Consider the following 26,323-nt stretch of genomic DNA (forward strand, 5'->3'; position numbering starts at 1 on the left):
CGACCCATCAGAAGTGGTCCGAAGATAGTAACGAGTTCTACAAGGAGCAAGGGTCGTGGACGGAGTTGTTGCGTGCCAAGGGGGCGTAGGAACGGCCAAGACCCGTGCACGGGCCTTGCGTACCGGGGGTAGCACTCATAAGACTGCACAGAGAACTAGAACGCGTATCAGTTCTTCCGTGAGGGCGCCGGGACGCCCCAGCGGACGTGGAGGAGAGGACGAGCTCATGGCCGCGGAACCCGTCATCGTCGAAGCCGTACGTACCCCCATCGGCAGGCGCGGAGGCGCCCTCGCCAATCTCCATCCCGCCTATCTGCTGGGCGAGACCTACCGTGAACTCCTGGGCCGCACCGCCATCCACGCCGACTGCGTCGAGCAGATCGTCGGCGGTACGGTCACCCACGCGGGCGAGCAGTCCATGAACCCGGCGCGCAGCGCCTGGCTGGCGATGGGGCTGCCGTACGAGACGGCCGCGACCACCGTGGACTGTCAGTGCGGGTCCTCGCAGCAGGCCAGCCACATGGTGGCCAACATGATCGCGGGCGGTGTCGTGGACATCGGTATCAGCTGCGGGGTCGAGGCGATGTCACGGGTGCCGCTGGGCAGCGGCTCCAAGCACGGACCCGGCAAGCCGTTCCCCGACGAGTGGAACGTCGACCTGCCGAACCAGTTCGAAGCCGCCGAGCGGATCGCCCGCCACCGGGGGCTGACCCGCGAGAACGTCGACTCGCTGGGCCTCATCTCGCAGGAGCGGGCTGCCGCCGCCTGGGCCGAGGAGCGCTTCAAACGGGAGACGTTCGCCGTCCAGGTCCCCACCACCGAGGACGAACAGGCCGCGGGTCAGGGCATGTGGCGCCTGGTCGACCGGGACGAGGGGCTGCGCGACACCACGATGGAGGGGCTCGCCGGGCTCAAGCCGGTGATGCCGGTCGCCGTGCACACCGCGGGGAACTCCTCGCAGATATCCGACGGTGCCTGCGCGATCATGTGGGCGTCCAAGCGGATGGCGCGGGCCCTCAAGCTCAGGCCACGGGCGCGGATCGTCGCCCAGGCGCTGGTCGGCTCGGACCCGCACTTCCATCTGGACGGGCCGGTCGACGCGACGCGCGCGGTGCTCGGCAAGGCCGGGATGTCGCTCAAGGACATCGACATCGTGGAGATCAACGAGGCGTTCGCATCGGTGGTGCTCAGCTGGGCCCAGGTCTTCGAGCAGGACCTGGAGAAGGTCAATGTGAACGGCGGGGCGATCGCGCTCGGACACCCGGTGGGGGCGACCGGGGCCCGGCTGATCACCACCGCGCTCCATGAACTGGAGCGCAGGGACAAGGAGTTCGCGCTGATCACGATGTGCGCGGGCGGCGCGCTGGCCACCGGCACGATCATTCAGCGGCTGTAGGGAAGCCGGGGGCGGGGGTGGGGCCGGACGAATCCGGCTCTGTCCCTGGGGCGGGGCCGGGATCCGGCTCTGCCCCGGACCCGGCCTGTACGCCGGGTTCTGTCGCCGCACCGGACGCGGCCTCTGCAGGGAACGCCGCCTCCGTATCGATCGCGGCCCCCGCGTCGAAGGCCGCCCCCGCGTCGAAGACCGCCTCCGCGTCGAAGGCCGCGCGCCGGGTCGCCCGGCGCAGTGCCTTGAGGACGGCCGGGCCGACCAGCAGGGTCAGGACGACGGTCACGGCCGCCCGGCCCAGGTCCCAGCCGAGCGAAGTGGCCGCGCAGTAGGCGAAGAAGCGCGTCAGATTCGCCCCGACCGCGTCACCGGGATGGAAGGAGACCCCGGAGGACAGCCCGCCGATGTACGTCCAGCCCTGCAGGTTCATCACCGTGCCGTACGCGAACGCCGCCAGGCACCCGTACCCCGCGAGCATCACCACCTCGGCCCGCCCGCGCAGCCGGCGGGCGCCCGGCAGCAGCCCGGCGCCCATCGTGAACCAGCCCATCGCCAGCATCTGGAACGGCATCCACGGGCCGACCCCGCCGGTCAGCAGGGCCGACGCGAACATCGTGACCGAGCCGAGCACGAAGCCGAATCCGGGACCGAGTACCCGCCCGCTCAGCACCATCAGGAAGAACATCGGCTCAAGTCCCGCCGTACCGGCGCCGAGCGGGCGCAGCGCGGCGCCCACCGCCGCCAGCACACCGAGCATCGCCACCGCCTTCGCGTCGAGCCCGGCGTCGGCGATGGTCGCCACCACCACGGCCACGAGCAGCGGAAGCAGCGCGGCGAACAGCCAGGGCGCGTCCTGCGAGTGCGCGAGCCCCGAAGCGGAGTCGGCGAGCAGTGGCCAGCCGAAGGCGAACACCCCGATCACGGTGATCAGGACGAGCGCGGCGACCGAGCGCGGCCCAAGACCGACGGCCCTCACAGCGCCTCCCGCACCTGGGAAACGGTCAGCCAGTCCTGCGGCGCGAGGACCTTCGCGACCTGCGGTGCGAAGGACGGCGACGCGACCACGACCTCCGGCGTCGGCCCGTCCGCGACGATCTCGCCGTCGGCCAGGACGACGACCCGGTGGGCGAGTTCGGCGGCCAGCTCCACATCATGGGTGGCGAGCACGATGGCGTGCCCGTCCCCGGCCAGCGCGCGCAGTACCCCGGCCAGCCGGGCCTTCGCCGCGTAGTCCAGACCGCGCGTCGGCTCGTCGAGCAGCAGCAGCGGGGGACGGCCGGTCAGCACGACGGCCAGCGCCAGCGCCAGCCGCTGCCCCTCGGAGAGATCACGCGGGTGGGTGGAGTCCGGGACCCCGGGCAGCAGCTCGGAGACCAGCGCCCGGCAGCTGCCGGAGTCCGCGCCCGCGTCCGCGTCGGCCGCCGCGCACTCGGCGGCGACCGTGTCCGCGTACAGCAGATCGCGCGGCTCCTGCGGTACGAGCCCCACCCGGCGGATCATCTCGCGCGGCGGGGTCCGGTGCGGGGTGCGGCCGCCGACCAGGACCGAGCCGGACGACGGCTCGTGCATCCCGACGAACGTGCCGAGCAGCGTGGACTTCCCCGCGCCGTTGCGGCCCATCAGGGCGACCGTCTCGCCGGGCCGCACCGAGAGCGAGACCTGCCGCAGCGCCTCGACCCGCCCGCGCCGCAGGCCCAGCCGGTCGGCGGTGGCGACGGGTTCCGCGGGCGGGGGAGCGGGCGGGTCCGTGCGGACCCGGTCCGCGAGCCGCTCGCGCAGCGCCGCCGACCGGCGCCTGGCGTCCCGTACGGAGAGCGGCAGCGGATCCCAGCCCGCGAGCCTGCCCAGCGCCACGACCGGCGGGAAGACCGGGGACGCCGCCATCACTTCGGCGGGCGCGCCGATGACCGGGGCCGCGCCGGGGCCCGGCAGCAGGATCACCTGGTCCGCGTAGTGCACCACCCGCTCCAGCCGGTGTTCGGCCATCAGCACCGTCGTGCCCAGGTCGTGCACCAGCCGCTGGAGGACGGCCAGCACCTCTTCGGCTGCTGCCGGGTCCAGCGCCGACGTCGGCTCGTCGAGCACCAGCACCCTGGGGTGCGGGGTCAGCACGGAGCCGATCGCGACCCGCTGCCGCTGGCCGCCGGAGAGCGTCGCGATCGGGCGGTCGCGCAGCTCGGTGAGGCCCAGCAGATCGAGGGTCTCCTCCACCCGTCTGCGCATCACGTCCGGGGCGATGCCCAGCGACTCCATGCCGTACGCCAGCTCGTCCTCGACGGTGTCCGTCACGAAGTGCGCGAGCGGGTCCTGGCCCACCGTGCCCACCAGGTCGGCGAGTTCGCGGGGCTTGTGGGTCCTGGTGTCCCGGCCGCCGACGGTGACCCGGCCGCGCAGCACCCCGCCCGTGAAGTGCGGCACCAGTCCGGAGACCGCGCCGAGCAGCGTCGACTTGCCGACCCCGGAGGGGCCGACGAGCAGCACCAGTTCGCCCTCGGGCACCGTCAGATCGACGCCCTGGACGGCGGGCTCCCTGGCATCGGCGTAGGTGACCGACACCTGCTCGAACCGGATCACTTGCGCCCCTCATCGGACATGGACACGGACATGGACGCGGGTACGGATCTGGGTGCTGATACGCGTACGGGCACGGGCACCGGCGCCACGAAGGCCGGGACGAGACCGACCAGCACGGCCGCCGCGGGCCACAGCGGCAGCACCGGTGCGACCAGCGGGACCACACCGGGGTGCAGGGCCGCGGGGTCGCGCCCGCCCGCCCAGATCATCAGCGCGGCCACGGCGACCCCCGAACCGGCGACCAGCCAGGCGCGCGGGCCCCACCGGTCCGGCCGGTAGCGGGTCCGCACCGAACGGCGACCGCCCAGCCTGAGCCCGGCCAGCGCGGCGAGCAGCCCCACACCGAGCACCGGAAGACCGTACGAGGCACCCTCGGCGGCCAACAGGCCGTAGGTCCCCGCGCAGACCCCGAGCAGCCCGCCGAGCGTCAGTACGGTCGTGGTGTGCCGGACCGCGGGCGGCACCTGCGCCGTCCTTCCGTAACCGCGCGCGTCCATCGAGGCCGCCACGGCGACCGACCGTTCGAGGGCGCCCTCCAGGACCGGCAGCCCGATCTGGAGGACGGCCCTGATCCCGCCGGTGGGGCGGCCGCGCAGCCGCCGCGCGGTCCGCAGCCGCACCACGTCGGCGACCATGTTCGGTGCGAAGGTCATCGCGACGACGACGGCCACCCCGACCTCGTACAGCGCGCCCGGCAGGGACTTGAGGAGCCGGGCCGGGTTGGCGAGGGCGTTGGCCGCGCCCACACAGATCAGCAGGGTGGCCAGCTTCGCACCGTCGTACGCGGCGAAGACCAGCTGCTCCGCCGTCACCCGGCCGCCGATCCGCACGCCCTGTGCCCAGTGCGGCAGCGGTACCTCCGGCAGCGTGAACAGCGGGTGCGAGCCGGGGACCGGCGAGCCGAGCACCACCGAGAACAGCAGCCGGATGCCGATGACGAACAGCCCGAGCCGTACGAACGTGCCGTACGAGCGGGCCCACGGGGCGTCCGTGCGCCGGGCCGCCACCACATAGCCCGCCACGCCCACCAGCAGGCCGAGCAGCAGCGGGTTGGTCGTACGGGACGCTGCGGTGGCGAGCCCGAGGGCCCACAGCCACCAGGCGCCCGCGTGCAGGGCGTTGCCGCGGCCGACGGCGGGGGCGCGGAGCGACACCGTCATCCGCCGTTGCGCCTGCGGCGCGCCTGCCACACACCGGCCGCGCCGAGCACGACCACCGCGGCGATCCCGCCGACGAGCCCCGCGGACGGCCCGCCGCCGTCGCCGCTGTCGCTCTGTGCGGTGCTGTCGCCGTGTGCCGTGCTGTCGGCGGCCTTCCCGCCGCCGCCCTTACCGGTCCCCGACACCTGCTCACCGCAGCCCGTCCGGGGGTAGCCCGCGATCGAGCAGAGCAGCGCGTCGCTGTTGTACCGCAGCGGCTTGGCGACGGCGGCGAGCGCCTCCGCGCTGGTCGCGTCCCCGCCGACCCGCGCGCACACGGTGCGCTCGGCCGGCGGCTTCTCGCCGCCCGGCGCGTCGGCCGCCGTACCGAAGTCGACGACCAGCGCGATCCGTTTGGAGCCGCCCTTCGCCGGGGTCTTCGCGCAGATGGCGCCGAAGGTGAGGCCGCCGCCCGCGGGGACCCGCGGCTTGCTCGCGTCCTGGGAGTCCGCGCTGACCGCGAAGCGGAAACCCTGTACGTCCCCGTCGGCGGGCCGGGCCGTCGACGGGCCCTGCGTCGCGTACTGCCAGCCGCTGCCCGTACGGTCCCAGAACGACCAGTACCGGTATCCGGCGGCCTGCGCCGGGGCCGCGCCGAAGGCCGTGAGCGCGGTGAGCGCGGTGCCCACCACGACGGCGAGGACGGTCAGCCGTAGGGAGACAGCGCTCACCGGGTGCGGACGGGGTATCGGGCGGCGGCGCATCAGAGCTGACGCTTCCTGCCGCGCATGCTGAGCAGGAAGCCGATGCCGATTCCGGCGACGAGGCCGACGCCGACGATCCACCAGACGCTGACACCCGAGCTGTCGCTGTCCTTCTTGGAGTCGGCGGCCTGTGCCGTGGCCGCGGGGGCGGGCCCGGTCGCGTTGAGCTGCCTGACCAGGTCGGCGCCGCCGAAGTCGTGCGGATCGACACCGTTCGCACGGGCCGCGAAGATCAGCTGGGCGTACGCGGCGGGACCGCTCTGCCGTGCCCAGCCCGCGGCGTGCTGCTCCAGCCAGGCGAGCGGCTGCCTGGCCTGTGCGGTGAGACCGTCGGCGCCGAGCGCGGTCACCGCGTCGGCGGTGTTGCCGTAGTCGGGCTGGTCGTCGGCGCCCGGCATCGCGGACTTCAGATAGGCCTTGCCCGCGGTCGCCCCGGCGAGATAGGTGGCGCCGTTGTGCGCGGCCTGGGCGGGGGTCGACGCGTTGAGACAGCCCGTACCGCCGACATCCTTGGAGCCGGCCCGCGGTGCCAGACCGGCGCCCAGGGTGCCCAGCACGGCGGCGTCCGTCGCGTCGGCGTTCGCGAACAGCTTCCCGGACTTCTTGTCGGGCTGGTAGGCGAAGCCGCCGCCGCCCTCCTTCGCGTCGCACGGGATCGAGAGCGAGACCAGCACCTTCTTGGCCTTCGCGGTCGGCTCACCGGCAGCGGCGAGTGCGCCGATCACCACCGATGTGGAGTTGGCGTCGCTGGCGCCGCCCGGGTTGTAGCTCCACCCACCGTCCTTGCCCGCCACCGACTTCAGCCACTGGGCGCCCTTCTTCACAGCGGCGTCGTGTCCGCCGAGCGCGTGCAGCGCCTGCACGGCGGCCGCGGTGGCGTTGGTGTCCAGGAGTTCCTTGTCGCCGCACGGCTTCGTCACATCGGCGCGGAAGGAGGTGAAGGCGCCGTTGGCGCACTGCTGGCCGGTCAGCCAGTCGACCGCCTTCGCCGCGGGGCGCACCCCGGCGGCGTCCTGCGCGACCATCGCGAGGGACTGCCGCCAGACTCCGTCGTACTTGGGGTCCGCCTTGCCGTACAGACCGGAGGGGAGCACCGGGGACGCCGAGGGCGACGGCGAGGCGGCCGAGGCCGCCGGGGCAGCGGCCGCGCAGAGTATGGCGGATGCGGCGAGCGCGGTGGCGCTGCGGCGAAGGGTCATGGCGGGCGGGGCCTCTCCTGCGGGAAGCCGGGACACGGGCCCGCTCGGGCACCGGGGCTCCGGCTCCGTATACCTCGACGGTGCCGGCCACCGGAGGCTTCCGGTGGCGCGAGCCGGTCACTTCCGTACAGGCGGTCCGGCTCACCGCCTGTACGGGCGGTTCACGGTTGCGCGGTCAGCGCCGGAATTGCACCGGCTTTCCCTGTACGGGTGTGATGACGACCTTCCCACTGTACCGGCCGCGCCCGAGCGCCCCCGGAGTGGCCGGTGGCTCCGCGGCCGCTCCGCACCGCAGCGCGGAAACGGACGGCGGCGCACCGCTGGATCCGGTGCGCCGCCGTCCGTTCACCCGCTGTGCGGCCCTGCTCGGTGCCGCTGTCCTACTTGATGTCGACCGGCCCGTTGTCGCCGTTGTCGTTCCCGCTGCCGGACTTGCCGCCGAGGTAGCGCTGGATCTCCGCGCCCCGGCCGCCGCCCTGATGGGCGTCGTCGTCCTGCGCGCCCAGGTTCTTCCGTACCGAGTCGAGGATCGTCAGGCCCTGGCCGACCAGCCCGGCGGCGATCTCGCCCAGGCCGTCCGCGCCGTTGAGCACGTTGACATTGGCGCCCGCGAGACCGGAAGCGGCCTCCTTGACGATCTGCGGGAGCTGGTCGATCAGCATCCGGTCGAGCGCCACCCGGTCGTACGAGGCGGCGGCCGCGGCCTGGATCTTCATCCGCTCGGCCTCGGCCACGGCCAGCACCCTGATGCGCTCCGCGTCGGCCTCGGCGGGCTTCACGATCTCGGCGACCAGCTGCTGCTGGCGCAACTGGGCGGCCCGCTCGGCCAGTTCGGTCTGGGCGGCGAGCACCTCCTGCTGGGCGTGGGCCTGGGCGAGCGGACCGGCCTGGGCGGCCTGCGCCTGCGCCCGGTCCACCTCGGCGGTGTACTGGGCCTGTACGACGGCGGTCTGCCGCTGGTACTCGGCCTGGTTACGGGTGGCCTCCTGCTGCGCCTCCACGGACTGCTGGGTGGCCTGCGCCTGGGCGATCTGCGCCTGCCGCTGGATGGCCGCCGTGTGCGGCGCCGACATCGCCGCGATATAGCCCGTCTCGCCGTCGTCGATCGACTGGATCTGCAGCGAGTCCACGATCAGACCGATCTTGGCCATCTCGGTCTTGGAGGTCTCCAGCACCTCGGTGGCGAGCTTCTGGCGCTCGGTGACGATCTCCTCGACGGTCATCGAGCCGATGATCGAGCGCAGATGCCCTGAGAAGATCCGGCCGGTCAGTACCGACATCTGGTCCTGGTCGGAGAGGAAGCGCTGACCGGCGTTGACGATGCTCTCGGTGTCGTTGCCGACCTTGAACGCGATGACGGCCCGCACCGTCAGCACGATGCCCTGCCGGGTCACACAGGTCTCGGCGACCTCCGCCTCGCACATCGCGAGCGTCAGGAAGCGGGTCTTGCGGAAGACCGGAAGGACGAACTTGCCGTGGCCGGTCACGACCCTGAAGGGCGCACCGCCCAGACCACGCCTGCCTCCGGAGATCAGCATGGCCTCGTCCGGCGCTGGAACGCGATAACCCAACATCCTTGGTCTCCTTAGTCGGTGTCGCCGGGGTCGAGGGTCAGCGCATCCAGCGGATCCACGGGATCGGTCCACTCGATGACGTCGACCTGGCGAGTACCGCGGGATTCGATCACGAGCACTGTCGCCCCGTACGACAGTGGCTCCGCCGACCAGGCGAGGAAGGCCTCCCAGCCGCCTCTGACCTGGACCAGGACCTCACCGGGGCCGGCAGATCCGCGCGTGGCCAGGATCAGCTTCCCCGTGCAGCCGATCACAGCCTCGTCCGGCGCCATCGGCGGCCGCCCCCCTCGTGATGTGCGGTACTGAATGCATGACCCTAACGCTACTCCGACCAGCGGACTATCCTGCGCCCGTTCCGAGTTCGGGCACGGCAGGGGAGCCGGGAACGGGCGGGGTGCGGCCGGGCGCGGGGCGGGCGCGGTGATCCTGTGGCGGAGCGGGCGGCTCCGGGGTGATGTTTCCTGTTATACCGCCACATAGGTGACGGGGTCGCTGCCGGTGAGCACTTCCGCCCGCCCCAGCTTCACCAGCCTCCGCAGATGGGCCTCGGCCTCCGAGACCGCGATATTGCGCGAGCCGTGCGGGATCTGCTCCCAGGGGCGGTTCCACTCCATCCGCTCGGCGACCTGCCAGGGGGTGCGCGGGCTGGCCAGCAGGGATAGCAGATCGCGGAGCCGGTCCTCGTGGTGGGCGAGCAACTCCCGTACCCGGGAGGCCGCGTCGGTGAACGCGTACTGATGGGCGGGGAGCACCTCGGCCGGTGCCAGCCTGCCGATCCGCTCCAGCGAGTCGAGGTAGTCGCCGAGGGGATCCGTGACAGTGGCGTCGTCCGGGTCCTCGTAGAGCCCGATATGCGGGGTGATGCCGGGCAGCAGGTGGTCGCCGGAGAAGAGCCTGCCGTTGCCCGGCCGGTTCGCCGGGTGCTCCTCGTCCAGGTGGAGGCAGACATGGCCCGGGGTGTGGCCGGGCGTCCAGACGGCGCGCAGCCGGCGGCCGGGCAGCGGCAGCAGGTCGCCGGGGACGATCTCCCGGTCGGGCACGGCGGCGCGCAGTCCCGGAAGCGTCCCCGTGCGGCCGGAGGCGCGGGCCCGGCGCAGCGGTGCGATGTGCTCGTCGGGCGCCCCCGCGGTGGCGAGTTTCCGGGCGAGGTACTCCAGCCAGACCCCGGGCTCGGCGCCGCGGGTGCGCTTGACGACCTCGGTGTCGGCCGCGTGCATGGCGATCCAGGCCCCGGACTCCTCACGGACCTGGCCGGAGAGGCCGTGGTGGTCGGGGTGGTGGTGGGTGATGAGGACGCCGTGGATGTCCGTGACGGAGAGGGAGAGGGCGGCCAGGCCCCCGGCCAGCGCGTCCCAGGAGGCGGGGTCGTCCCAGCCCGTGTCGATCAGTACCGGCCCGCGGTCCGTCTCGATCACATGGACCAGGGTGTGGCCCAGCGGGTTGTCGGGGATCGGGACCTCGATGGACCAGACGCCTCCGCCGTGCTCGGTCACCTGCGCCATGGTGTCCTCAACTCTCCTCGGGGCAAGGCCCCTTGCTCGCGGCTCACTGCTCGCGGCTCACTATAACTAGAACGGGTTCCAACGGGGCGGGGCGCGGAGCCGGTCCCGGTCCCGGCGGCGCCCGGGGGTTCCGGATGCGAAGTAGAACTGGTATCAGTTTCTGATACAGCGTCAGGAAGTGGCCGTCGGAAGGCAGTCAGTCGGGAGGCAGTCAGTCATGACCGAGCTTGTGGAACACCGGCAGCTCTTCATCGGCGGGGAGTGGGCGGCACCACTCGGCACCGACGTCATCGACGTCGTCTCGCCCCACACCGAGCAGGTCATCGGGCGCGTGCCGCACGCCTCGGCCGCCGATGTGGACCGTGCGGTCGCCGTGGCGCGGCAGGCGTTCGACGAGGGTCCCTGGCCCCGGATGCCGCTGGACGAGCGGATCGAGGTGATCACCCGGATCAAGGACGCCTTCGCCGTGCGGTACGAGGAGATCGCCCGGGTCATCAGCGCGCAGAACGGCACCCCGTACACGTCCAGCACCATGGTGCAGGCGCTCGCCGCGATGATGGTGTGGGACGCGGCGATCACGACCGCCCGCGCCTTCCCGTACGAGGAGAGCCGGGACGGCGCACTCGGCAAGCTGCTCGTACGCCGCGAACCGGTCGGCGTGGTGGCCGCGGTGGTCCCGTGGAACGTCCCGCAGTTCACGGCCGCCGCCAAGCTCGCCCCGGCACTGCTCGCGGGCTGCCCCGCGATCCTCAAGGTCTCGCCCGAGACCCCGCTGGACGCCTATCTGCTCGCCGACATCGTCAGCGAGGCCGGGCTCCCCAAGGGCGTCCTCTCGATCCTCCCGGCCGACCGCGAGGTCAGCGAGCACCTGGTGGGGCACCCCGGCGTCGACAAGGTGTCGTTCACCGGATCGGTCGCGGCGGGCAAGCGCGTGATGGAGGTGGCGGCGCGCAATCTGACCCGGGTGACCCTGGAGCTCGGCGGCAAGTCGGCGGCGGTCATCCTGCCCGACGCCGACCTGGAGGCGGCGGTCGCGGGCATCGTGCCGTTCGCCTGGATGATCAACGGGCAGGCGTGCGTGGCCCAGACCCGGATCCTGGTCCCGCGCAGCCGGTACGACGAGATCGCCGAAGCGTTCGCCGCCGCGGCGGGCGCGCTCAAGGTCGGCGACCCGCTGGACCCGGCGACCGAGGTCGGCCCGCTGGTGGCCCGCCGTCAGCAGCAGCGCTCACTGGAGTACATCCGGATCGGCCAGGAGGAGGGCGCCAAGATCCTCACCGGCGGCGGCCGCCCGGCCGCCCTGGACAGCGGCTGGTACGTGGAGCCGACCCTCTTCGGGGATGTCGACAACTCCATGCGGATCGCCCGCGAGGAGATCTTCGGCCCGGTCATCTGCCTGCTGCCCTACGGCGACGAGGAGGAGGCCGTGAAGATCGCCAACGACTCCGACTACGGGCTCAGCGGCAGTGTGTGGACGGCGGACACCGGGCACGGCATCGAGATCGCCCGCCGGATCAGGACCGGGACGTACAGCGTGAACACGTTCAGCCTGGACATGCTCGGGCCGTTCGGCGGCTACAAGAACTCCGGGGTGGGCCGGGAGTTCGGGCCCGAGGGGTACGGCGAGTACTTCGAGCACAAGATGATCCACCTCCCCGCCGGGTACGAACCGGCCGTGAGCGAGGCGGAGTAATGGGGGACCGCTGGCGTGTGGAGGTCGACCGGTCCGTCTGCATCGGCTCCGGGATGTGTGTGAACCACGCCCCGGACGGCTTCGCGCTCGACACGGCACGCCAGTCCCATCCGCGGTCGCCGGAGACCGACGCCAACGAGCAGGTGCTGGCCGCCGCCGAGGGCTGCCCGGTCGAGGCCATCACGATCACACTCCTGGAGAGCGGCGAGACGGTCTTCCCGCCCGACGAGTAGCGCCGGTGCGGTGCGGTGCCTCGCGACCCGGTGGTCCTAGGACGACGCGGTCCGGCCCGGGGTGTGGTCAGGACGACGCGGTCCGGCCCGGGGCGCGGTCAGGGCCGCCGTCCGGGGTGCCGTCCGCGCCGGTCAGGTCGATCAGCCGGCAGACCAGCTCGATGTCGATCTTCACCTGGGCGATCGAGGCCCGCCCGGACAGCCAGGTGATCAGGGCGGAGTGCCAGGTGTGCTCGATGACCCGGACCGCCGACAGCTGCTCGGGCGTGGGGTGTTCAAGCCCCGTGGCGTCCAGGATGATCGCCGTCGTCTGCCGGGAGACGGTGTCCACCTCGGGGCTGACGCTGCGGTCCGCGAAGGTCAGCGCCCGCACCATCGCGTCCGCCAGGTGCGGCTCGCGCTGGAGCGCGCGGAAGGCTCCCATCAGGGTCGAGGAGACGCGCTCGGCCGCGGTGTCGCCCGCGGGCGGGCGTTTACGGAGGGCGGTGTGCAGATGCTGGAGCTGGTCCTGCATGGTGGCGACCAGCAGATGGACCTTCGATGGGAAGTACCGGTAGAGCGTGCCGAGCGCCACCGACGAGTCCTCGGCGACCTCCCGCATCTGCACCGCGTCGAACCCGCCGCGGCTCGCCAGCTGGGCGCTCGCGTGCAGGATCCTGCGGCGGCGCGCCTCCTGCCGCTCCGTCAGGGGTGGCGATGCCGGTCTGGCTTCCACAGTCATCTGTCCCATCCGATCCCGCCGTGGCGCGAATCACCCGATCCGGCTGTTACGACGGTGCTACCTGCCGGTAGATTCGAAGCTCATTGAACGAAACTCATTGAACGATGCGCATGGAGCAATGTTCATCGAACGATGCTCATTGAACGACGCGCATTGAACGATCAGGTCTGGCTGAGTCCTCCAGGGGTGCCCTCGGGCCCCAGGCTTGCGAGAACTTGTTCTAGATTAGCGTGAGCGACTACGCTCCGCCGGGACTGCTGCGAGAAGGGGGCCGAGTGTGACCGCTGAGGCCATAGAAGCGGACCCCCTGGCCGGCGGATCCGCCGCCGGCCCCCGGGGCCCGCTGCGCATCGCGCTCCTCACGTACAAGGGCAATCCTTTCTGCGGAGGTCAGGGCGTCTACGCCCGCCACCTCTCGCGGGAACTGGCCCGGCTCGGCCACAGCGTCGAGGTGATCGGCGCCCAGCCCTTCCCGGTGCTGGACGAGGGCGTCCCCCTCACCGAGCTGCCCAGCCTCGACCTCTACCGCAGCCCGGACCCCTTCCGTACCCCCAAACGCGACGAGTACCGCGACTGGATCGACGCCGTCGAGGTGGGCACCATGTGGACCGGCGGCTTCCCGGAGCCGCTGACCTTCTCGCTGCGCGCCCGGCGCCATCTCCTCGCCAGACGCGGCCAGTTCGACGTCATCCACGACAACCAGACCCTCGGATACGGGCTGCTCGGCGACCTCGGGGCGCCGCTGGTCACCACCGTCCACCACCCCATCACGGTCGACCGGCGGCTCGACCTGGCGGCCGCCGACGGCTGGCGCCGCCGCGCCTCCGTGCGCCGCTGGTACGGCTTCACCCGGATGCAGAAGCGGGTCGCCCGCAGGCTGCCATCGGTCCTCACCGTCTCCGGCTCATCGCAGCAGGAGATCATCGAGGACCTCGGGGTGCGCGAGGACCGTATCCATGTCGTACACATCGGGGCCGACACCGGACTCTGGTCGCCCGACCCGTCGGTGGCCGAGGTGCCCGGCCGGATCGTGACGACGTCGAGCGCCGACGTACCGCTCAAGGGCCTGGTCCACCTGATCGAGGCGCTCGCCAAACTCCGTACCGAGCATCCCGAAGCCCATCTCGTCGTCGTCGGGAAACGGGCCGAGGACGGGCCGGTCGCGCAGGCCATCGAGCGGTACGGACTCGACGGCGCGGTCCGGTTCGTCAAGGGCGTCAGCGACCAGGAGCTGGTCGACCTGGTGCGCGGCGCCCAGATCGCCTGTGTCCCCTCGCTCTACGAAGGCTTCTCGCTGCCCGCAGCCGAGGCCATGGCCACCGGCACCCCGCTGGTCGCGACGACCGGCGGAGCCATCCCCGAGGTCACCGGCGCCGACGGCGAGACCTGCCTCGCGGTGCCACCGGGCAACGCGGGCGCGCTGGCCGGCGCGCTGTCCCGGCTGCTCGACGACCCCGTACTCCGCACCCGCATCGGCGCGGCCGGACGGGAACGCGTCCTGGCCCGCTTCACCTGGAAGCAGGCCGCCATCGGCACCGCCGAGCGCTACCGCGAAGCCATCGCCGCCCGCGGTCCCGGCGCCCCGTCCGTGCCGGCGTAGGCCCGTACCGCCGTACCCCTCCCATCCTCCTAGCGAAGAAGGCAGACCCCCGTGCTGACCGTGGACTTCACCCGCTTCCCGCTCGCTCCGGGCGACCGTGTGCTCGACCTCGGCTGCGGCGCGGGCCGGCATGCCTTCGAGTGCTACCGGCGTGGTGCGCAGGTGGTGGCGCTCGACCAGAACGGCGAGGAGATCCGCGAGGTCGCCAAGTGGTTCGCGGCCATGAAGCAGGAGGGCGAGGCCCCCGCGGGCGCCACCGCCACCGCCATGCAGGGCGACGCGCTCAACCTGCCGTTCCCCGACGCCTCCTTCGACGTCGTGATCATCTCCGAGGTGATGGAGCACATCCCGGACGACAAGGGCGTGCTCGCCGAGATGGTGCGGGTGCTCAAGCCCGGCGGCCGGATCGCGATCACCGTGCCCCGGTACGGACCCGAGAAGGTCTGCTGGGCGCTCTCCGACGCCTACCACGAGGTGGAGGGCGGCCACATCCGGATCTACAAGGCCGACGAACTCCTCGGCAGGATCCGGGAGGCGGGGCTGCGCCCGTACGGCAGCCACCACGCGCACGCGCTGCACGCCCCGTACTGGTGGCTCAAGTGCGCCTTCGGCGTCGACAACGACAAGGCGCTGCCGGTCCGCGCCTACCACCAGCTCCTCGTCTGGGACATCATGAAGAAGCCGCTGGCCACCCGGCTCGCCGAACGCGCGCTCAACCCGGTCGTCGGCAAGAGCTTCGTGGCGTACGCGACCAAGCCGCACACGCCGCGGGTGGGCGCGTGACCTCACCGGGCCGTACGGAACATCTGGTCCTGCCCGGGGTCCTCACCGCCGAGCAGGCCGCACGCACGGTCGCCGGAATCCTCGCCGTGCAGCGCGAGGACGGTGCGATCCCGTGGTTCCGCGGGCACCACCTCGACCCGTGGGACCACACCGAGGCAGCCATGGCGCTGGACGCCGCCGGGGAGCACGAGGCCGCGGAGCGCGCGTACGACTGGCTCGCCCGGCACCAGAACGCGGACGGCTCCTGGTACGCCGCCTACCAGGACGGCGACGCGGCCCGGGTCACCGACCGCGGCCGGGAGACCAACTTCTGCGCGTATGTCGCTGTCGGCGTCTGGCACCACACTCTGGCCACCGGCGACGACACGTTCGCCGACCGGATGTGGCCCGTCGTGTACGCCGCCGTCGAGTTCGTGCTCCAACTCCAGCAGCCGGGCGGCGAGATCGGCTGGAAGAGGGAGCCCGCCGACGAGGGCGGGGCGGATGTCAAGGACGCGCTGCTGACCGGTTCCTCGTCCGTCTACCAGGCGTTGCGCTGTGCGCTCGCGCTCGCCGATGAGCGCGAAGAGCCGCAGCCCGACTGGGAGTTGGCGGCCGGAGCGCTGGGGCACGCGATCCGCAGCCACCCCGAGCGCTTCCTGGACAAGAGCCGCTATTCGATGGACTGGTACTACCCGGTCCTCGGCGGTGCGCTCGGCGGGGCGGCGGCGAAGGAGCGGATCGACGCGGAGTGGGACCGCTTCGTCGTGCCGGACCTCGGAGTGCGCTGTGTGCTGCCCAACAACTGGGTGACCGGCGGCGAGAGCTGTGAACTCGCCCTGACGCTCTGGGTGATGGGGGAGTCCGACCGGGCGCTGGAGATCCTCCAGTCGATCGGGCATCTGCGGGCCGACGACGGCATGTACTGGACGGGGTACGTCTTCGACGACCGGGTGCTGTGGCCGCTGGAGCGCACCAGCTGGACCGCGGGGTCGCTGCTGCTCGCGGTGGCCGCGCTCGGGGGGGACGAGGCGACCACCGCGGTCTTCGGGGCGGAGCGGCTGCCGTCCGGGCTCGAACCGGACTGCTGCCGCTGACAGTTGGCCTGTACGGCCGCCGCGGCCGGTGGCCGGTGGCGGCTCAGTGCCTGCGGACCCGGCCCGCGAGGAGGTGCCCGATGAAGAGGTACACGACAGCCGCGAGACCGTAGCCCGCGACGACCCGGGCCCACGCCTCGTCGAAGGTGAACAGGTCGCGGGACCAGCCGGCCAGCCAGTCCGCCGCGTGGTGGACGAACGTCACCAGGTCATTGGCCCGGTTCGCGTCCAGGAGGTACATCAGGATCCACAGGCCCAGGATGAAGGCCATGACATCGGCGATGACCATGATGATGTTCGCCGCGGGGCTGCTTCCGTTCGAATATCTGGACATGGTCGAACGTGTTGCCGCTTGTGCTTGCGTGAAACCCTCGGCACATGGAACCCGGGGGCCTGACCTGACCCCGGCCCGCCCGTGTTTTCGATACGCGCCGCTGCGGTCCTTACCCCTCCCCGGGGCGTCCGCGGGCATGATGGCGGCCATGGCTCACACCTCCCGCCGCATGTTCGAGCTCCTGGAGCCGATCTGCCTGGTCACCTTCCTCGCCGACGAGAGCAATCAGGAGCTGGCCGCGCTCGGCCACCGCACCTACTGGGACGGCTACTTCGCCAGCCGGGCCGCGCCGCTGGGGCGGGTACCGGCGGAGGTGGTGCACGCAGCCTTCTACAGCTTCGCCGAAGGGGAGGTCGCGCGACACATCCCGAGCGCGTGGGAGACGATCCCGCCCGAGGCGTCGGCCGCCGCGCGGGAGCGGGGCAGCGCGGCCTCCCTGCGGCGGATCCTCGGTGACGAGCGGGCCGGCTCCCCGGGCCTGGTGCGCGCCGCAGACCTCACCACCAGGGCCGCGGTGAACGCCCCCACGGAAGGCCGGGTGATGTACGCCGGGATGCGCACCCTGCCGGTGCCGGACGACCCGGTCGCCCGGCTGTGGCACTCCGCGACCATGCTGCGCGAGCACCGCTGCGACGGACATGTCGCCGCTCTGGTCGGCGCGCGCGTCGGCGGCACGGAAGCCCACATCCTCGACGCGCTGGCCCGGGGCATCCACCCGCCGGAGTCGTTCGGACGCGTCCATCATCTGCCGAAGGAGCGGCTGGCCGCGGTCATGGACGGCTTGCGCGAGCGCGGACTCGTCGACACCGGCGGTCGGTTCACCGACGAGGGCCGCGCGACCAAGCAACGCATCGAGGACGCCACGGACGAGCTGGCCGCCGCGCCGTACGACGCCCTGTCCCCCGCCGAGCTCGACGAGTTGGCCGCCGTCCTCGAACCCCTCACCGCGACGGTTGTGGCCGCGGGATCGCGGTGACGGGCGGCGGCTGACGGGACGGGGCCCGGCCGGTACGGGGGAGTACCGGCCGGCCCGGATGCCCGCCGGAATGGGTGGTCTCCGCGGCGCCGGTCCTCCCTAGAGTGGGGGCATGACGTCACTGGGACACGACCGCTACTGCGATGAACTGCTGCGGCAGACAAGCCTGTTCAGGGAGGCGCTGGCCGGGGCGGATCTGACGGCCACGGTGCCGACCTGCCCGGAGTGGACCCTGGGGGAGCTGACCCGCCATCTGGGCCGTGCACACCGCTGGGTCGAGACGATCGTACGGACGAAGGCCACCGAGAGGGTCCCGAGCGGGCAGGTGCCGGACAGCGCCGGGGCGGGCGACGACGATCCGGCGGCTCTGGACGCCTGGCTGGCCGCCGGCGCCGCGCGGCTCGCCGCGACCCTGCGGGCGGCCGGTCCGGACGCCGGGGTCTGGACGTGGATGGACGATCAGCACGCCGGGTTCTGGGCGCGCCGGATGGTCCATGAGACGGCCGTGCACCGGGCGGACGCGGCCCTGACGGCCGGTGTGCCGTTCGAGGTGGAGCCGGAGGTCGCAGCGGACACCATCGACGAGTGGCTGGAGATCCTGGCCTTCGCCCAGGCGTCCGGCGACGAGGACGTGGCCGGTCTGCGCGGCGCGGGCCGTTCGATCCATCTGCACGCCACGGACGCGGCCGATGCGGAGTGGCTGATCGAGTTCGGCGAGGACGGGTTCAGCTGGCGCCGTGGGCACGAGAAGGCGACGGTGGCGTTGCGGGGTCCGCTCACGGACGTCCTCCAGGTCTTCTACCGGCGGCTGCCCGCGGGGAGCGACCGGGTGGAGGTGCTGGGGGACCGGGAACTGCTGGACTTCTGGCTGGAGCGGGCGTCGTTCTAGCGGGAGCGGGCGTCGTTCCAGGGTGCCGGGCCCGGACGGCCGGCACACCGCCCTGCGCCGGCCCGTCCCCGCCCGCGGTCCCGGGCCGGCGCGGCAGGGCCGTGGACGCCGCTCAGCTGTTCAGCTCTGCCAGCACCCGCAGTGTCGTGGGGTCCGGTGCCGTGACCAGCAGGTCCGTCACCGGCCCCTTGCGCCACAACTCCAGCCGCTCGGCGATCCGTTGGCGTGGCCCCACCAGGGATATCTCGTCGGCGAAGGCGTCCGGGACCGCCAGCACCGCTTCTTCCTTGCGGCCCGCCAGGAACAGTTCCTGGATCCGGTGGGCCTCGGCCTCGAACCCCATCCGCGCCATCAGATCCGCGTGGAAGTTGCGGGCCGCGTGGCCCATGCCGCCGATGTAGAAGCCGAGCATCGCCTTCACCGGGAGCAGCCCGTCCGTCACGCTGTCGCAGACGTGCGCTCGGGCCATCGGCGCGATCATGAAGTCCTCGGGGAGGCCGGTGAGCGACGCCTCGTACACGTCGGAGCGGGTCGGGGACCAGTACAGGGGGAGCCAGCCGTCCGCGATGCGGGTGGTCTGGGCGATGTTCTTGGGTCCCTCCGCCCCCAGCAGCACGGGCAGCCCGGCGCGCAGCGGATGCGTGATCGGCTTGAGCGGTTTGCCGATCCCGGTGCCGTCCGCCCCCCGGTACGGATGCTGGTGGAAGCGTCCGTCCAGCTCGACCGGGGCCTCCCGCCTGAGGACCTGGCGGATGACGTCGACGTACTCACGGGTCGCGGTGAGCGGGCTGCTCGGGAACGGGCGTCCGTACCAGCCCTCCACCACTTGTGGGCCCGAGAGCCCGAGACCTAGCATCATCCGGCCGCCGGAGAGGTGGTCCAGGGTGAGGGCGTGCATCGCGGTGGCGGTGGGGGTGCGGGCGGCCATCTGCACGATCGCCGTGCCCAGCCGGATACGGGAGGTGTGGGCGGCGATCCAGGCCAGGGGGGTGAAGGCGTCGGAGCCCCAGGCCTCGGAGGTCCAGACGGACGCGTAGCCGAGACGCTCTGCCTCCTGGGCGAGTTCGAGATGACCGGGGGTCGGGCCGCGGCCCCAGTAGCCGAGGGCGAGTCCTAGCCGCATCGCAAAGCCTCCCGGGCGTACGAATCCTGACGGTCTGTCAGATGACTGTAGGCGTAAGGGTGCCCGCCCGGAAGGGGAGTCGCGGACGAACCGGGTCCGCCGTTCCGGAGGCGTCAACTTCACCGGCGGCCGATTCACCCTGAGTAAGGGTGCACCCAAGGGATGCGGCGGGGGTTTTCGGTCGTGACGCGCTGGACGGAAGGGGGCTTGGAGGCGGGTGCGCCGGGAGCGACGCACCTCCGGGGCCGTGCGGGGCGGCGCGGCGGGGCGGCGCCGGGACGGGCCCCGCAAACCCGTCGCGCGGGATTGGCCGAACCCGCGCGACCGTCACTTTACGTGTTCGAGTGGATGCGGTGGGCTGTCGGCGTTCCGGCTCCCCGCCACGGCGCGCAGAGGTGCGGTCTGCCGGACGGCGCATGCAGGCAACGTCGACTCAAGGGGAAGAACCATGGCCACACCTCCTGTTGCTCCACTCCGGGTCGCCCTGGCCAACGGCAGCTTCGAACAGCCCACCGTGACCGGTGTGGAGATCCTGCCCGACGCCTCGCAGACGCAGGCGTCCAAGCGGGTCCCGGGCTGGCTCACCACCGCCACCGACCACAGGATCGAGCTGTGGCACTCGGGCTTCAACGGTGTACCGGCCGCCGATGGCGTCCAGTTCGCGGAACTCAACGCGAATCAGGTCTCCACCCTCTACCAGGACCTGCCGACCACCCCCGGCACGAAGCTGTACTGGCGGCTGTACCACCGTGGCCGTCTGGGGGACGACACCATGGCGCTGGACATCGGTGGCCCGGCATCCACGGTGGAGCAGAGGCGCTGCACCGACGGCAACACCGCCTGGGGCTACTACACGGGCACCTACACCGTCCCGGCGGGGCAGACGCTGACCCGCTTCGCCTTCCGTTCCGTCTCCGCCGCCGGAGGCAACCAGAGCATCGGCAACTTCCTGGACGGTGTCTTCTTCGGCACCGCCCCCTCCGTGGAGCTCGCCAAGACCGCCGTTCCCATGGGGCCGTTGGAGGTGGGCGACGTCATCACCTACCGCATCACGGCCAGGAACGAGGGCGGCGGCGCGGCCGAGAACCTCGTCCTGACCGACGTCCTTCCGCAGGGCACGACGTATCTGCCCGGCTCCCTGCGGATCGTCGACGGCCCGAACGCCGGGGTGAAGAGCGACGCGCAGGGCGACGACCAGGCGTACTACGACGCCGTCGCGAACAAGGCCGTCTTCCATCTCGGCGACGGCGCCTCCGGGGCGAAGGGCGGCAGTCTGCCCAACACCGGGACCCTGCCGGCCGGGACCACGGTGGAGTACCGGGTCGTCATCGACCGGGCCAGTGGCGGCAGGCAGCTCAGCAACACCGCGACCGCCTCCTACGAAAACCGGCTGGGTGACACGCCGGAGCCCTTGACGGCCACATCCAACGAGCAGGTCACGCAGGTCAGGCCGGCTGCCGATCTGGCCGTGACGAAGGCGGCCGACGCCACCACCGTCACCGTCGGCCAGACGGTGACCTACCGCATCGCCGTCCACAACACCGGCCCGAACGGAGCCACCGGTGTCACCGTCACCGACCGGCTCCCGGACGGCCTCGCCTTCCTGTCCGCCGACGGCACGACCGGAAGCTACGACCCGGCCACCGGGCGGTGGGCCGTGGGCGACCTGGCCGACGGCGCGACGGCCACCCTCGTACTGCGGGGCAGGGCGACCAGGACCGGCCTGATCGGCAACACCGCCACCGCCGCCGCCAACGAGAAGGATCCCGACCCCACCAACAACACCGGCACCGTCAGCGTCTGTGTCGAACCGGCCCCGTCCTGCTGCGACCCCTGCCCGCCACGGAAGTAGCCCCGGGCGGGTGTCACGGGGCCACGGTCGGCGACGCCGGATCCGGCCCGCCGGACAGACCTCCGGGCCGCCGAGCAGAGCTCGGCGGCCCGGATTTCGCCTGCGGTGACCCGGAAGGCCCGCCTGCGGTGTCCTGTTCGAAGGTTCGAAGGTTCGAAAGTTCGAAGGGAGGAGCGTACGGGAGGAGATGCCGCCCCGGAGGGGGCGAACGGCCTCAGCCGCGCTGGATACCCGTGGTGTCCTGGAGCACGCCGCGCCGGCCGTCCTGCGTCTGTGCGATCAGGCCAGGGCCGCGCTGCTCGACCGCGAGATACCAGGTGCCCGGGGCCAGTTCGGCGATGGGGGCCGGTGAGCCGTCCTCCGCGTACAGCGGGCGGGCCACCGGAACCGCGAACCAGAACGGGGCGAACTCCCCGGCGGGGGCCTCGGCCGAGGGCTGCGGCTGGGAGTGCTGGGTGGCCGCGGGCTGCTGGGTGTCGTGCGGCTGGCCGGGGTGCCCGGCCTGGCCTCCGAACGCCGCGGGCTGCGGCTGCCCCGGCTGCGCACCGTAGGGCTGCTGGCCCTGGGCGCCCGGGTATCCGTACCCCTGGCCCGGTACACCGGCCGCCTGCACCCCGTACGGCGACGGCGTCACGGCGGCCGGCTTCGGCGCACTCAGCAGCGGGCCCTGGAGCGCCGGGACGAGCGGACCGGCCACGGCCGCACCCGCGAGCACCAGCGAGGCGATGAACCCGAGGATCAGACCGGCCCCCCGGCTCGACGCGTCGATGAGGGTCCAGAAAGCGGTCCACGCGGCGAAGACGGTGAACGCGACACCGAACTGGGCCATGTCGAGTCCGGCGACCTTGCGAGGCTGCGGCAGGGTGCGCGCCACGGTGATCAGGGCGGCCCCGATGACGCCGGCCAGATAGATGGCCATCAGTGTGCCCAGTGAGTCCCATGCGCTGGGGTTGTTCAGATTGGCGCAGTAGGAACCGCTGCACTGCTTGCCGTAAGAGGTGAGATCGAGGAACGAGGCGATGAACAGCACCACCGCTGCTCCGATCACCACGCCGTCGCCTCGTGTGAGGGAGCGGAAGTTCACGTAGGAGTCCTTAGTAGGTCGGCTCGTCGGGGCGGCGTGGAGCTCGGGGGCGGCTCCCCATCGTAGGGGTGAATCTATCGTCTGCCCGGGCGGGTCGTGTGTCGGGTCTCGTCACTCCGCGTGGAGAAAGCTGCTGATGCCGTCCGCGATCCCCTGTGCGGCCTTCTGGCGCCAGCTCCGACTCGTCAGCAGAGCGGCGTCCTTGGGATCACGCATATTGCCGCATTCGATGAACACTTTGGGCACGGTGGAGAGATTGAGCCCGCCGAGATCGCTCCGGGTGTCCAACCCCGTACCGTTGCCGATGTAGTTGGAGGGCGCGGTTCCGGTGTCCCGGGCGAACTTTTTCTCGATACGGGTTCCGAGACCGCGCGACGGGGCCACGATGTCAGTGGTGTTGGCCGCGCCCGCTTTCAACAGGGCGGGAAGGATCACATGGAAGCCGCGGTGGCCGACTGACGAACCGTCGGCGTGCACGGAGACGGCGGCGTCCGCTTTCGCCTTGTTGCCGGCGGCGGCCCGTTCGGGCACACAGGGGCCGAAACTGTGGTCGTCGTTCTGGGTCAGTCTGACCTTTACCCCTTGCTTTTCCAGCAGGGTGCGCGCCCGGTGCGCGACATCGAGGGTGAACCGGGCCTCCGCATAACCGCTATTGGTCGAAGTGCCGGTGGTGTCGCATTCTGTTGTGCCGTTACCGATATTCACCGGACGGTTGATTTCGGTCGGGTGACGGTAATTGTTCGGGTTGTGCCCGGGGTCGAGTACGACGACCTTCCCGGCGATCGACCGGTGACCGGCGGGAGCACCGCCGCCCGGCTTGTCGTCCTGGGAGTGTGCGGCTCCGCCGGGGGACTGGCTCACCGGCGCCGGGGGCTTCGTCGATGTGCTGTCGTCCGGGCCCACGGCATGCCAGACCAGCCAGCCCGCCAGACAGGCGGGCACCAGGGCGGCGGCTGTGATCACCCCCGGGGAGGTGCGGAGGCGGCGTGAGCGGGCGGGGCGGTGGTCGTCATCGTCGTACAGCACCACCCGAGCTTAAGCGCTGTCGTGGTGCGCCGGGTGGCTCAGATTCCGCTTCCGGTGCGGCGCAGGACCCGGAGCGAGCCGGTCACGGAGACCTCGGTGAAGGCGCCGGACGCGAGGGCCCTGAGGTAGACGCGGTACGGGGCCTGGCCGCCGTCGGCCGGGTCGGGGAAGACGTCGTGGACGAGCAGCAGTCCGCCGTCCGCGAGGTGCGGGGCCCAGCCCTCGTAGTCGCCGCTCGCGTGCTCGTCGGTGTGGCCGCCGTCGATGAACACCAGGCCGAGCGGCCCGCTCCAGGCCCTCGCGATCTGCGGGGAACGTCCGACCATCGCGATCACATGGTCTTCGAGACCCGCCTTGTGCAGGGTGCGGCGGAAGGTGGGGAGGGTGTCCATCAGGCCGACATCGGGGTCCACGACGGAGGGGTCGTGGTACTCCCAGCCGGGCTGCTGCTCCTCGCTGCCGCGGTGGTGGTCGACGGTGATCGCGGGCACCCCGGCCGCGCGCGCCGCGTCGGCGATGAGGAGGGTGGAGCGGCCGCAGTAGGTGCCGACCTCCAGGAGCGGCAGGCCGAGCCCGGCCGCCAGCGCCGCCGCGTCGTACAGCGCGAGCCCTTCGTCCACGGGCATGAACCCCTTGGCGGCCTCGAACGCGGCCAGGGTCGCTGGCGTGGGGGCGGCCATGGGGATCCTCCTGTACGGAATGGAACGGAGCTGTGCGGAACCGGGCGGGTGGGACGGGTGCTTGCCCGGCCGGGCGGCCGGGCGGCTCATGGTAGATGCGGAGGCCGGGGGGTTGCGCAGGGGCCCCGCAACCGCCCGCCCGCGCAACCGCCCGCCTGCCGCGCGTGGCCCCGCAACCGGCCGCCAGGCGTCCGGGGCCAGGGCCGCCGCCTACCGGTTCGCGTTCTCCCTCTCCGGTACGGCCGCTCCCAGCCTCAGGTCCACCGTCACCCGTTCGTCCACGCTCGTGTACGCGACATGGGTGGCGAGCGGCGGCCGGCCGGGTGCGGTGGCGGCCAGGATGTACGTACCGGCCGACCGCACCGCGAGGGCGAAGGCGCCCGCGCCGTCCGCGACCACGATCCCCGACTGCCGGCCGCGGTGGTCGATCAGCGTCACCGTGGCGCGCGGTACCGGAGTGCCGTCGGCGTCGAGCACCCGGCCCCGGAACCCCCGGAAGTCCGCGATGCCGTGGGCGCCGTTGACGGCCTCGGCCGCCTCGGCGACCGGCGCCGTGATCCCCTCACTGGTGGCGAGAGGCCGGGGGGGTTGCGGCAGCGCGGCCGTGCGCCTGCGCGAGGGCAGGAAGACCGCGAACACCAGGCCGATGACCACGGCACCCGTGGCGATCATGAACGAGGTGCGGAAGCCGCTCATGCTCGGTACGGACACCGGGCCCATCGCGACCGACGAGTGCGCGAGCACCATGCCGATCACCGCACTCGACACCGAGGTACCGATGGAGCGCATCAGCGTGTTCAGTCCGTTGGCCGCGCCCGTCTCGGAGGGGTCGACCGCGCCGATGATCAGCGCGGGGAGCGAGGAGTAGGCGAGACCGATGCCCGCGCCGACGACGACCGAGATGATGATGGTCTGCCAGGGCGCGCTCATCAGGGCGAGCCCGGCCCCGTAACCGACCGCGATGATCAGCATGCCGATCATCAGCGAGACCTTGGGGCCGAACTTCGCGGCGATCCTGGCGTAGACCGGTGCGGTGAGCATCATCGTGAGGCCGAGCGGCGCCACACACAGGCCGGCGACCACCATCGACTGCCCGAGGCCGTAACCGGTCGCCTTCGGCAGCTGGAGCAGCTGCGGCAGGACCAGCGAGATGGCGTAGAAGGCGACACCGACCATGATCGACGCCAGGTTGGTGAGCAGCACCTCACGGCGGGCCGTGGTGCGCAGGTCCACCAGGGGTGCGGCGATCCGCAGCTCCATCACGCCCCACAGCAGCAGGATGGCGAGCGCCCCGCCGAAGAGCCCGAGCGTGGTGCCCGAGGTCCAGCCCCAGTCGGAGCCCTTGGTGATCGGCAGCAGCAGGCAGACCAGACCGGCCGAGAGGCCGAGCGCGCCGAAGGTGTCGAAGCTGCCCGGGGCACGGGTCGACGACTCCGGTACGAAGACGAGAGTGAGCGCCATCGAGAGGACACCGAGCCCGGCGGCGCCGAAGAACAGGGCGTGCCAGTCGGCGTGCTGGGCCACCAGGGCGGCGGCCGGCAGCGCGAGTCCGCCGCCGACGCCGATGGAGGAGCTCATCAGGGCCATCGCCGAGCCGAGCTTCTCGCGCGGGAGTTCGTCGCGCATGATCCCGATGCCGAGCGGGATGGCGCCCATGGCGAAGCCCTGGAGCGCACGGCCGACGATCATGACCAGCAGGTTCTCGGTGAACCCGCAGATCAGCGAGCCGATCACCATGACGGAGAGGCTGACGAGCAGCATCCGCCGCTTGCCGTAGAGATCGCCGAGCCGTCCCATGATCGGCGTGGCTATCGCACCCGCGAGCAGCGTGGCGGTCATGACCCAGGTGGCGTTCGACGGGGCGGTGCTCAGCAGCGTCGGCAGATCTTTGATGACCGGGACGAGCAGCGTCTGCATGACGGCCACGACGATGCCTGCGAAGGCGAGTACGGGGACGATGCCGCCCCTGCCACGGGGGGAGCGCGGATCCTCGGCGATTGTCTCGGGCAGCAAGGCAGCGGCCTGTGTCATACGTGAAGCCTCCGGGGGCGTAAGACGGGCCGGCAGCGGGCCGGGCGTCCAGGTGGTTGCATCGTGAAAGCTTCCGGAGG

The 26,323-nt window shown here is 72.0% G+C and carries 24 protein-coding genes; 9 read left to right on the forward strand and 15 right to left on the reverse strand.

Annotated features, from left to right (window positions below):
* Positions 1-226: 226 nt before the first annotated feature.
* Complete coding sequence (locus ACWGKJ_RS06245; protein WP_385024119.1) at positions 227-1,396, forward strand: steroid 3-ketoacyl-CoA thiolase; 1,170 nt, start codon at positions 227-229, stop codon at positions 1,394-1,396.
* On the opposite strand, the gene ACWGKJ_RS06250 is transcribed toward ACWGKJ_RS06245, so the two are convergent.
* The 8 genes from ACWGKJ_RS06250 to ACWGKJ_RS06285 all read right to left on the reverse strand — a co-directional run bounded on the left by ACWGKJ_RS06250 (position 1,380) and on the right by ACWGKJ_RS06285 (position 10,142).
* Positions 1,380-2,399 (reverse strand): ECF transporter S component, encoded by a 1,020-nt coding sequence (locus ACWGKJ_RS06250; RefSeq protein ID WP_385024137.1) that lies wholly within the window; start codon positions 2,397-2,399, stop codon positions 1,380-1,382. The genes ACWGKJ_RS06245 and ACWGKJ_RS06250 overlap by 17 nt on opposite strands.
* Entirely contained in the window at positions 2,363-3,964 is a 1,602-nt protein-coding gene (locus tag ACWGKJ_RS06255) for an ABC transporter ATP-binding protein (RefSeq protein WP_385024121.1), read from the reverse strand. Before ACWGKJ_RS06255 ends, ACWGKJ_RS06250 begins: the two co-directional genes overlap by 37 nt.
* Positions 3,961-5,124 carry an energy-coupling factor transporter transmembrane component T gene (locus tag ACWGKJ_RS06260; protein WP_385024123.1) on the reverse strand — a complete coding sequence of 388 codons (1,164 nt, stop codon included), beginning with the start codon at positions 5,122-5,124 and terminating at the stop codon, positions 3,961-3,963. The genes ACWGKJ_RS06255 and ACWGKJ_RS06260 overlap by 4 nt, the downstream gene beginning before the upstream one ends.
* Positions 5,121-5,867 carry an SCO2322 family protein gene (locus tag ACWGKJ_RS06265; RefSeq protein ID WP_385024125.1) on the reverse strand — a complete coding sequence of 249 codons (747 nt, stop codon included), beginning with the start codon at positions 5,865-5,867 and terminating at the stop codon, positions 5,121-5,123. Before ACWGKJ_RS06265 ends, ACWGKJ_RS06260 begins: the two co-directional genes overlap by 4 nt.
* On the reverse strand, positions 5,867-7,066 hold the full coding sequence (locus ACWGKJ_RS06270; protein ID WP_385024127.1) for a prenyltransferase/squalene oxidase repeat-containing protein: 1,200 nt from the start codon (positions 7,064-7,066) through the stop codon (positions 5,867-5,869). The genes ACWGKJ_RS06265 and ACWGKJ_RS06270 overlap by 1 nt, the downstream gene beginning before the upstream one ends.
* 380 nt (positions 7,067-7,446) lie before the next feature.
* On the reverse strand, positions 7,447-8,640 hold the full coding sequence (locus tag ACWGKJ_RS06275) for an SPFH domain-containing protein (protein WP_385032331.1): 1,194 nt from the start codon (positions 8,638-8,640) through the stop codon (positions 7,447-7,449).
* A gap of 11 nt (positions 8,641-8,651) precedes the next feature.
* Positions 8,652-8,912 (reverse strand): hypothetical protein, encoded by a 261-nt coding sequence (locus tag ACWGKJ_RS06280; RefSeq protein WP_385032328.1) that lies wholly within the window; start codon positions 8,910-8,912, stop codon positions 8,652-8,654.
* Positions 8,913-9,104: 192 nt separating this feature from the next.
* Positions 9,105-10,142, reverse strand: a complete 1,038-nt coding sequence (locus ACWGKJ_RS06285; protein WP_385032325.1) for an MBL fold metallo-hydrolase — start codon at positions 10,140-10,142, stop codon at positions 9,105-9,107.
* 217 nt (positions 10,143-10,359) lie between these two features.
* Here ACWGKJ_RS06285 and ACWGKJ_RS06290 point away from each other — a divergent pair, with 217 nt between their 5' ends.
* Both ACWGKJ_RS06290 and ACWGKJ_RS06295 read left to right on the forward strand, forming a co-directional pair.
* Positions 10,360-11,835: an aldehyde dehydrogenase gene (locus tag ACWGKJ_RS06290; protein WP_385032322.1), complete on the forward strand. Its 1,476-nt coding sequence runs from the start codon at positions 10,360-10,362 to the stop codon at positions 11,833-11,835.
* Complete coding sequence (locus ACWGKJ_RS06295) at positions 11,835-12,068, forward strand: ferredoxin (RefSeq protein ID WP_385032319.1); 234 nt, start codon at positions 11,835-11,837, stop codon at positions 12,066-12,068. The genes ACWGKJ_RS06290 and ACWGKJ_RS06295 overlap by 1 nt, the downstream gene beginning before the upstream one ends.
* Before the next feature lie 67 nt (positions 12,069-12,135).
* Here ACWGKJ_RS06295 and ACWGKJ_RS06300 read toward each other — a convergent pair whose 3' ends face one another.
* Positions 12,136-12,789 carry a TetR family transcriptional regulator gene (locus tag ACWGKJ_RS06300; RefSeq protein ID WP_385032316.1) on the reverse strand — a complete coding sequence of 218 codons (654 nt, stop codon included), beginning with the start codon at positions 12,787-12,789 and terminating at the stop codon, positions 12,136-12,138.
* A 277-nt stretch (positions 12,790-13,066) separates the two neighbouring features.
* Here ACWGKJ_RS06300 and ACWGKJ_RS06305 point away from each other — a divergent pair, with 277 nt between their 5' ends.
* From ACWGKJ_RS06305 to ACWGKJ_RS06315, 3 genes are read left to right on the forward strand one after another with little or no spacing between them, the layout of a single operon-like run.
* Entirely contained in the window at positions 13,067-14,389 is a 1,323-nt protein-coding gene (locus tag ACWGKJ_RS06305; RefSeq protein ID WP_385032313.1) for a glycosyltransferase family 4 protein, read from the forward strand.
* 51 nt (positions 14,390-14,440) lie between these two features.
* Positions 14,441-15,172, forward strand: coding sequence for a class I SAM-dependent methyltransferase (locus tag ACWGKJ_RS06310; protein ID WP_385032310.1), 732 nt, complete (start codon positions 14,441-14,443; stop codon positions 15,170-15,172).
* Positions 15,169-16,248: a prenyltransferase/squalene oxidase repeat-containing protein gene (locus tag ACWGKJ_RS06315; RefSeq protein WP_385032307.1), complete on the forward strand. Its 1,080-nt coding sequence runs from the start codon at positions 15,169-15,171 to the stop codon at positions 16,246-16,248. The genes ACWGKJ_RS06310 and ACWGKJ_RS06315 overlap by 4 nt, the downstream gene beginning before the upstream one ends.
* Before the next feature lie 43 nt (positions 16,249-16,291).
* Here the strand turns inward: ACWGKJ_RS06315 and ACWGKJ_RS06320 are convergent, their stop codons facing one another.
* Positions 16,292-16,582, reverse strand: a complete 291-nt coding sequence (locus ACWGKJ_RS06320) for a hypothetical protein (protein WP_385032304.1) — start codon at positions 16,580-16,582, stop codon at positions 16,292-16,294.
* Between the two features lie 148 nt (positions 16,583-16,730).
* Between ACWGKJ_RS06320 and ACWGKJ_RS06325 the strand changes: the two genes are divergently transcribed.
* Complete coding sequence (locus tag ACWGKJ_RS06325) at positions 16,731-17,558, forward strand: SCO6745 family protein (protein WP_385032301.1); 828 nt, start codon at positions 16,731-16,733, stop codon at positions 17,556-17,558.
* Between the two features lie 112 nt (positions 17,559-17,670).
* Positions 17,671-18,447 (forward strand): maleylpyruvate isomerase family mycothiol-dependent enzyme, encoded by a 777-nt coding sequence (locus ACWGKJ_RS06330; protein WP_385032298.1) that lies wholly within the window; start codon positions 17,671-17,673, stop codon positions 18,445-18,447.
* Positions 18,448-18,559: 112 nt separating this feature from the next.
* Here ACWGKJ_RS06330 and ACWGKJ_RS06335 read toward each other — a convergent pair whose 3' ends face one another.
* Complete coding sequence (locus ACWGKJ_RS06335; RefSeq protein WP_385032295.1) at positions 18,560-19,570, reverse strand: LLM class F420-dependent oxidoreductase; 1,011 nt, start codon at positions 19,568-19,570, stop codon at positions 18,560-18,562.
* Positions 19,571-20,018: 448 nt separating this feature from the next.
* On the opposite strand from ACWGKJ_RS06335, the gene ACWGKJ_RS06340 reads away from it, so the two are divergent.
* A complete protein-coding gene (locus tag ACWGKJ_RS06340) occupies positions 20,019-21,422 on the forward strand; it encodes a DUF7507 domain-containing protein (protein WP_385032292.1) in 1,404 nt (467 codons plus the stop codon).
* A gap of 214 nt (positions 21,423-21,636) precedes the next feature.
* Here ACWGKJ_RS06340 and ACWGKJ_RS06345 read toward each other — a convergent pair whose 3' ends face one another.
* From ACWGKJ_RS06345 to ACWGKJ_RS06360, 4 genes are all read right to left on the reverse strand, one after another.
* The gene (locus tag ACWGKJ_RS06345) at positions 21,637-22,506 is read right to left on the reverse strand and encodes a DUF5336 domain-containing protein (RefSeq protein ID WP_385032289.1); all 870 of its coding nucleotides are present in this window, start codon (positions 22,504-22,506) and stop codon (positions 21,637-21,639) included.
* Between the two features lie 111 nt (positions 22,507-22,617).
* On the reverse strand, positions 22,618-23,532 hold the full coding sequence (locus ACWGKJ_RS06350; RefSeq protein ID WP_385032285.1) for an N-acetylmuramoyl-L-alanine amidase: 915 nt from the start codon (positions 23,530-23,532) through the stop codon (positions 22,618-22,620).
* Positions 23,533-23,570: 38 nt separating this feature from the next.
* A complete protein-coding gene (locus ACWGKJ_RS06355; RefSeq protein ID WP_385032281.1) occupies positions 23,571-24,212 on the reverse strand; it encodes a class I SAM-dependent methyltransferase in 642 nt (213 codons plus the stop codon).
* 210 nt (positions 24,213-24,422) lie between these two features.
* Positions 24,423-26,243: an MFS transporter gene (locus ACWGKJ_RS06360; protein ID WP_385032278.1), complete on the reverse strand. Its 1,821-nt coding sequence runs from the start codon at positions 26,241-26,243 to the stop codon at positions 24,423-24,425.
* Between the last annotated feature and the right edge of the window lie 80 nt (positions 26,244-26,323).

The sequence above is a fragment of the Streptomyces sp. NPDC054757 genome (assembly GCF_053612185.1).

What these genes read in the sequence shown, in the direction of transcription:
- ACWGKJ_RS06245 (WP_385024119.1), top strand. Translation starts at nt 227, where the DNA reads ATGGCCGCGGAACCCGTCATCGTCGAAGCCGTACGTACCCCCATCGGC.
- ACWGKJ_RS06260 (WP_385024123.1), bottom strand. Translation starts at nt 5,124, where the DNA reads ATGACGGTGTCGCTCCGCGCCCCCGCCGTCGGCCGCGGCAACGCCCTG.
- ACWGKJ_RS06265 (WP_385024125.1), bottom strand. Translation starts at nt 5,867, where the DNA reads ATGCGCCGCCGCCCGATACCCCGTCCGCACCCGGTGAGCGCTGTCTCC.
- ACWGKJ_RS06270 (WP_385024127.1), bottom strand. Translation starts at nt 7,066, where the DNA reads ATGACCCTTCGCCGCAGCGCCACCGCGCTCGCCGCATCCGCCATACTC.
- ACWGKJ_RS06275 (WP_385032331.1), bottom strand. Translation starts at nt 8,640, where the DNA reads ATGTTGGGTTATCGCGTTCCAGCGCCGGACGAGGCCATGCTGATCTCC.
- ACWGKJ_RS06280 (WP_385032328.1), bottom strand. Translation starts at nt 8,912, where the DNA reads ATGGCGCCGGACGAGGCTGTGATCGGCTGCACGGGGAAGCTGATCCTG.
- ACWGKJ_RS06285 (WP_385032325.1), bottom strand. Translation starts at nt 10,142, where the DNA reads ATGGCGCAGGTGACCGAGCACGGCGGAGGCGTCTGGTCCATCGAGGTC.
- ACWGKJ_RS06290 (WP_385032322.1), top strand. Translation starts at nt 10,360, where the DNA reads ATGACCGAGCTTGTGGAACACCGGCAGCTCTTCATCGGCGGGGAGTGG.
- ACWGKJ_RS06295 (WP_385032319.1), top strand. Translation starts at nt 11,835, where the DNA reads ATGGGGGACCGCTGGCGTGTGGAGGTCGACCGGTCCGTCTGCATCGGC.
- ACWGKJ_RS06300 (WP_385032316.1), bottom strand. Translation starts at nt 12,789, where the DNA reads ATGACTGTGGAAGCCAGACCGGCATCGCCACCCCTGACGGAGCGGCAG.
- ACWGKJ_RS06320 (WP_385032304.1), bottom strand. Translation starts at nt 16,582, where the DNA reads ATGTCCAGATATTCGAACGGAAGCAGCCCCGCGGCGAACATCATCATG.
- ACWGKJ_RS06325 (WP_385032301.1), top strand. Translation starts at nt 16,731, where the DNA reads ATGGCTCACACCTCCCGCCGCATGTTCGAGCTCCTGGAGCCGATCTGC.
- ACWGKJ_RS06330 (WP_385032298.1), top strand. Translation starts at nt 17,671, where the DNA reads ATGACGTCACTGGGACACGACCGCTACTGCGATGAACTGCTGCGGCAG.
- ACWGKJ_RS06335 (WP_385032295.1), bottom strand. Translation starts at nt 19,570, where the DNA reads ATGCGGCTAGGACTCGCCCTCGGCTACTGGGGCCGCGGCCCGACCCCC.
- ACWGKJ_RS06340 (WP_385032292.1), top strand. Translation starts at nt 20,019, where the DNA reads ATGGCCACACCTCCTGTTGCTCCACTCCGGGTCGCCCTGGCCAACGGC.
- ACWGKJ_RS06355 (WP_385032281.1), bottom strand. Translation starts at nt 24,212, where the DNA reads ATGGCCGCCCCCACGCCAGCGACCCTGGCCGCGTTCGAGGCCGCCAAG.
- ACWGKJ_RS06360 (WP_385032278.1), bottom strand. Translation starts at nt 26,243, where the DNA reads ATGACACAGGCCGCTGCCTTGCTGCCCGAGACAATCGCCGAGGATCCG.